Consider the following 5,221-nt stretch of genomic DNA (forward strand, 5'->3'; position numbering starts at 1 on the left):
CGGTGTGTGAGGCCTCGCCTCACTTCTCCGCCGCGGCGGTGCTCAGCCACGGCGGTGGTTTCCGGGGGTGCCGTGCCGGTCTTCAGCCGGTTGGCGGCGCCGCTGGGGTCGTCGCTCGTGCGCCGGCCTCTCGCTCCGCTGGCCGGCCGCCGTGGCGCCGCAAGGGTGCGCGAGGCCTCTGCCTCGCCCCCCGTACCGGGCCGGAGGCCTCCGGGTGCCGGGACCACCTGCCCGCCGTGGGAGGGGCGGTCGTACGCTGTCCCTCGTGACAGAGCCAGTGGTGCGGATTCCGGATGCGAAGGTCGCCCTGTCCACGGCCTCGGTCTACCCCGAGTCGACGGCGACGGCCTTCGAGATCGCCGCTCGGCTGGGCTACGACGGAGTCGAGGTCATGGTGTGGACCGACCCGGTCAGCCAGGACATCGAGGCCCTGCGCCGGCTGTCCGACTACCACCAGGTGCCCATCCTGGCCGTCCACGCGCCCTGTCTGCTGATCACCCAGCGCGTGTGGTCGACCGACCCGTGGGTCAAGCTCCAGCGGGCCCGCGCGGCCGCCGAGCGGCTCGGCGCCGGCACCGTCGTCGTCCACCCGCCCTTCCGCTGGCAGCGCTCGTACGCACGGGACTTCGTGCGCGGCATCTGGCGGATGGCGGACGAGACCGATGTCCGCTTTGCCGTCGAGAACATGTACCCCTGGCGCTACCGGGACCGCGAGATGCTCGCCTACGCGCCCGACTGGGACGTCACCAAGGACGACTACCGCCACTTCACCGTCGACCTCTCGCACACCTCGACCGCCCGCACCGACGCCCTGCAGATGATCGACCGCATGGGCGACCGGCTGGCCCACATCCACCTCGCCGACGGCAACGGCTCCGCCAAGGACGAGCACCTCGTCCCCGGCCGCGGCAAGCAGCCCTGCGCCGAGCTGCTCGAACGCCTCGCCGTGAACGGCTTCGACGGGCACATCGTCATCGAGGTCAACACCCGCCGGGCCATGTCGGCCGCCGAGCGCGAGGCCGACCTCGCCGAGGCCCTCGCCTACACCCGCCTCCACCTCGCCTCGCCGACGGGCGCCCGCCGCCCGTGACCGGCAGCGAGCCCGCCGACCCGGCCGCCCCCGCCCCCCGGCGGCGCGGCCGCCCCGCCCGCACAGCCGCCGGCGCAGGGCCCGGCGCGCGCGAGCGCATCATCGCCGCGGCCCGCGCGGAGTTCGCCGAGCACGGCTACGACAAGGCGTCCATCCGCGGCATCGCCAAGGGCGCGGGCGTCGACCCCGCGCTCGTCCACCACTACCTCGGCCCCAAGGAGAAGGTCTTCGCCGCGGCCGTCGAGGTCGCCTTCGCCCCCGCCCTGGCGGTGCCCGACCAGATCACCGCGGACGGGCCCGAGCAGGTGGGGGAGCGGCTGACACGCTTCATCCTCGGCGTCTGGGACGACCCGGTCACCCGCGAACCGCTGCTGGCGATCGTCCGCTCCGCCGTCGCCAACGAGACGGCCGCCGCCGTCTTCCGCGACCTCGTCGCCAGCCGCATCCTGGGCCGCATCGCCGACGAGCTCGGCGTCCCCGACGCCGGGCTGCGCGCGGAGCTGGCCGGCGCCCACCTCGTCGGCATCGCCATGCTGCGCTACGTCATCAAGGTCGAGCCCCTGGCGTCGGCCGGCCTCGACGAGATCGTCGCCAGGGTCGCCCCGGTCGTCCAGCACCATCTGACGGGCCCCTGAGCCCGCACACGAGCCCGCACACGAGCCCGCCGCCGAGGACGCCGGCGGCCGCTCACGCCCGCACACCGATACCGCCGTCTCGAATCGCGGAAACCCTGTCCGGATCCCGGATGACGAGCGTAGGCTCGAAGACCCGAGACTAGGAGTGGAGCAGGCAGATGCCCGAGCTGAGGTCCCGTACCGTCACCCACGGCCGCAACATGGCGGGCGCCCGAGCCCTTCTGCGCGCCGCGGGCGTAGCGCGCGAGGACTTCGGCAAGCCGATCATCGCCGTCGCCAACAGCTTCACCGAGTTCGTCCCCGGCCACACCCACCTGCAGCCCGTCGGCCGCATCGTCTCGGACGCGATCAGCGCCGCCGGCGGCATCCCGCGCGAGTTCAACACCATCGCCGTCGACGACGGCATCGCCATGGGCCACGGCGGCATGCTCTACTCGCTGCCCTCCCGCGACCTCATCGCCGACTCCGTCGAATACATGGTCGAGGCCCACTGCGCCGACGCCCTGATCTGCATCTCCAACTGCGACAAGATCACCCCGGGCATGCTCATGGCCGCCATGCGCCTGAACATCCCGGTCGTCTTCGTCTCCGGCGGCCCGATGGAGGCCGGCCAGGCCACCCTCGTCGACGGCACCGTCCGCAAGCTCGACCTCATCAACGCCATCGTCGACTCCGTCGACGAGAACGTCTCCGACGAGGACGTGCTGCGCATCGAGGAGAACGCCTGCCCGACCTGCGGCTCCTGCTCCGGCATGTTCACCGCCAACTCGATGAACTGCCTCACCGAGGCCATCGGCCTCTCCCTGCCGGGCAACGGCTCCGTCCTCGCCACCCACACCGCCCGCAAGGCGCTCTACGAGAACGCCGGCCGCACCGTCGTCGAGATCACCAAGCGGTACTACGAGCAGGGCGACGAATCCGTCCTGCCCCGCAATATCGCCACCCGCGCCGCGTTCGAGAACGCCATGGCCCTCGACATCGCCATGGGCGGCTCCACCAACACCATCCTCCACCTGCTCGCCGCCGCCCAGGAGGCCGAGCTCGACTACGACCTGTCGGACATCGACGAGGTCTCCCGCCGCGTCCCCTGCCTGGCCAAGGTCGCCCCCAACGTGGCCCCCGGCGGTACCTACTACATGGAGGACGTGCACCGCGCCGGCGGCATCCCCGCCATCCTCGGCGAGCTCCACCGCGCCGGACTGCTCAACGAGGACGTCCACAGCGTCCACTCCGCCTCGCTCGCCGAGTGGCTCAAGACCTGGGACGTGCGCGGCGGCTCCCCCTCCGCCGAGGCCGTCGAGCTCTGGCACGCCGCCCCCGGCTGCGTCCGCTCCGCCACCGCCTTCTCCCAGTCCGAGCGCTGGGACTCCCTCGACCTCGACGCCGAGAACGGCTGCATCCGCTCCGCGGCACACGCCTACTCCCGCGACGGCGGTCTCGCCGTCCTCAAGGGCAACCTCGCCGTCGACGGCTGTGTAGTCAAGACCGCCGGCGTCGACGAGTCCATCTGGACCTTCGAGGGCCCCGCGGTCGTCTGCGAGTCGCAGGAGGAGGCGGTCGAGAAGATCCTCGGCAAGAAGGTCAAGGAGGGCGACGTCGTCGTCATCCGCTACGAGGGCCCGCGCGGCGGCCCCGGCATGCAGGAGATGCTCTACCCCACCTCCTTCCTCAAGGGCCGCGGCCTCGGCAAGGCATGCGCCCTGATCACCGACGGCCGCTTCTCCGGCGGCACGTCCGGCCTGTCCATCGGCCACGCCTCCCCCGAGGCGGCCTCGGGCGGCACCATCGCCCTCGTCCGGGACGGCGACCGCATCCGCATCGACATCCCCAACCGCTCCATCGAACTCCTCGTCGACGACGAGGAACTGGCGGCCCGCCGCGAGGCCCTCGCCGGCACCTACGCCCCGGCGAACCGCACCCGCAAGGTCTCGGCGGCCCTCCGCGCCTACGCGGCGATGGCCACCAGCGCGGACAAGGGCGCGGTCAGGGACGTGTCGAAGCTGGGCTGACGCACCGGGAGCACAAGTACGGGTCCGGGGGCACCGCCCCCGGACCCGCCGCTATCCGGACCCGCCGCCATCCGGCCTCACGGCTGTCCGGCCTCACGGCCCCCCGGTCTCACGGCCCCCGGCCTCACCGCCATCCGCCCGGGTCGTGCCCGTCCACCGCGAACACCGTCCCGTCCGGCGCCGCCGCGAACACCTTCCCCTCCGCCACCACCGGCGCCGGCAGCATCTCCAGATACCCCCGGCCCGCCCGCACCGACCGCGCCGACGTCGTCCCCAGCAACGCGCCCCGCACCGCGTCCACGGCCAGCAACCGGCCGTCCGCGGCCGAGAAGTACAACCGCTCCCCGTCCACCACCAGCGCGGACGCGTTGGCCACGGCCGTGTCCAGCCGCCAGCCCTGCCCGGCAGGACGACCCGTGTCCACCGCCGTCAGCCCCCCGTCCGACGACAGCACGAACACCCGCTCCCCCCGCGCCACCGCACTCGTCGCGAACACCGGCGCCACCAACGGCACCCGCACCGCCCGCCGCGCCGCCGGGTCGTACCGCACCACGGCCACCACCCGCGTGTCCGCCGCCGCCTCTGTCAGATACAGCACCCCGCCCGGCCCCGTACCGACGGCCGTCAGCGCGCCGTCCGCCGTCCACTGCCACCGCACCGCACCACTGACCGGATCGACGGCGACGACCTGCGTCCGCCGCCCGTCGGCACTCGGCGCCAGACCGTACGCCGGCCCGTCACCGCCGAAGGACACGAAGGCCGGCCGGAAACCCCCGGGCAGCGGATGCCGCCACCGTTCCTTGTTCGTCCCCCCGTCCACCGCCGTGACCGTCCCGTCCGCCGCCACCAGCAGCACGGTGTCCCCGGCGTGATAGACGCGCCCCTTGTGCGCCGACACGTCCCGCGTCCAGCGCGGCTCCCCGTTCTCCGGGGCGAACGCCGTCAGCTCCCGCTTGTCCGGCGACAACGCGTGCACCAGCCCACCGGAGACGACCGGCGCGCTCGGCGCACCCCCGCCCGGCCGCGTCGCGATCCCCGGGAACCGCCACCGCACCCGCCCGTCCGCCGCGTCGACGCGAGCCGCGTACACCCCGCGCGCCGAGCAGTACAGGGCGGCACCGTGGTACGTACAGAACCCGGCCCGCACCTCGCCGTCCCCGCCCTCGCCCCCGTCACCCGGCGGTATGGAAGCCGTCCACGGCCGCCAGGCCGACCCGGCGGGCGTCGGCCCGGAAGCACCGCGTCCCTCACCGTGCCCGCCGCCCCACGCCACGACACCGCCCACGGCGAGCACGGCGGCGACCACGGCAGCGGCCAGCCACCGCCCACGCGGGGACCGCCGGCGACGCGCGCCGGCCCGCCCGGCCGGCGGCTCCTGCGCGGGCACCGCCGGGGAAAAGCGTGGAGAGGGCGCCGGCACCTCCGCCAGCATCCCCATCAACGCGTCCGGCGTCGGCCGCTCCGCCGGCTCCTTCGCCAGACACGCG

The 5,221-nt window shown here is 74.0% G+C and carries 4 protein-coding genes; 3 read left to right on the forward strand and 1 reads right to left on the reverse strand.

Annotated features, from left to right (window positions below):
* The first annotated feature begins 265 nt into the window (after positions 1–265).
* The 3 genes from AB0K09_RS29615 (at position 266) to ilvD (ending at position 3,734) form a co-directional block, all read left to right on the forward strand.
* On the forward strand, positions 266–1,090 hold the full coding sequence (locus AB0K09_RS29615; RefSeq protein ID WP_366068487.1) for a sugar phosphate isomerase/epimerase: 825 nt from the start codon (positions 266–268) through the stop codon (positions 1,088–1,090).
* The gene (locus AB0K09_RS29620; protein WP_366068488.1) at positions 1,087–1,725 is read left to right on the forward strand and encodes a TetR family transcriptional regulator; all 639 of its coding nucleotides are present in this window, start codon (positions 1,087–1,089) and stop codon (positions 1,723–1,725) included. The genes AB0K09_RS29615 and AB0K09_RS29620 overlap by 4 nt, the downstream gene beginning before the upstream one ends.
* A 158-nt stretch (positions 1,726–1,883) precedes the next feature.
* A complete protein-coding gene (gene ilvD, locus AB0K09_RS29625; protein WP_366068489.1) occupies positions 1,884–3,734 on the forward strand; it encodes a dihydroxy-acid dehydratase in 1,851 nt (616 codons plus the stop codon).
* Positions 3,735–3,858: 124 nt separating this feature from the next.
* Here ilvD and AB0K09_RS29630 read toward each other — a convergent pair.
* Positions 3,859–5,221 (reverse strand): PQQ-binding-like beta-propeller repeat protein (locus tag AB0K09_RS29630; protein ID WP_366068490.1); only part of this gene is annotated, 1,363 nt, incomplete at its 5' end.

Origin of the sequence: Streptomyces sp. NPDC049577 (assembly GCF_040675635.1) — a bacterium.
Lineage (GTDB): Bacteria > Actinomycetota > Actinomycetes > Streptomycetales > Streptomycetaceae > Streptomyces.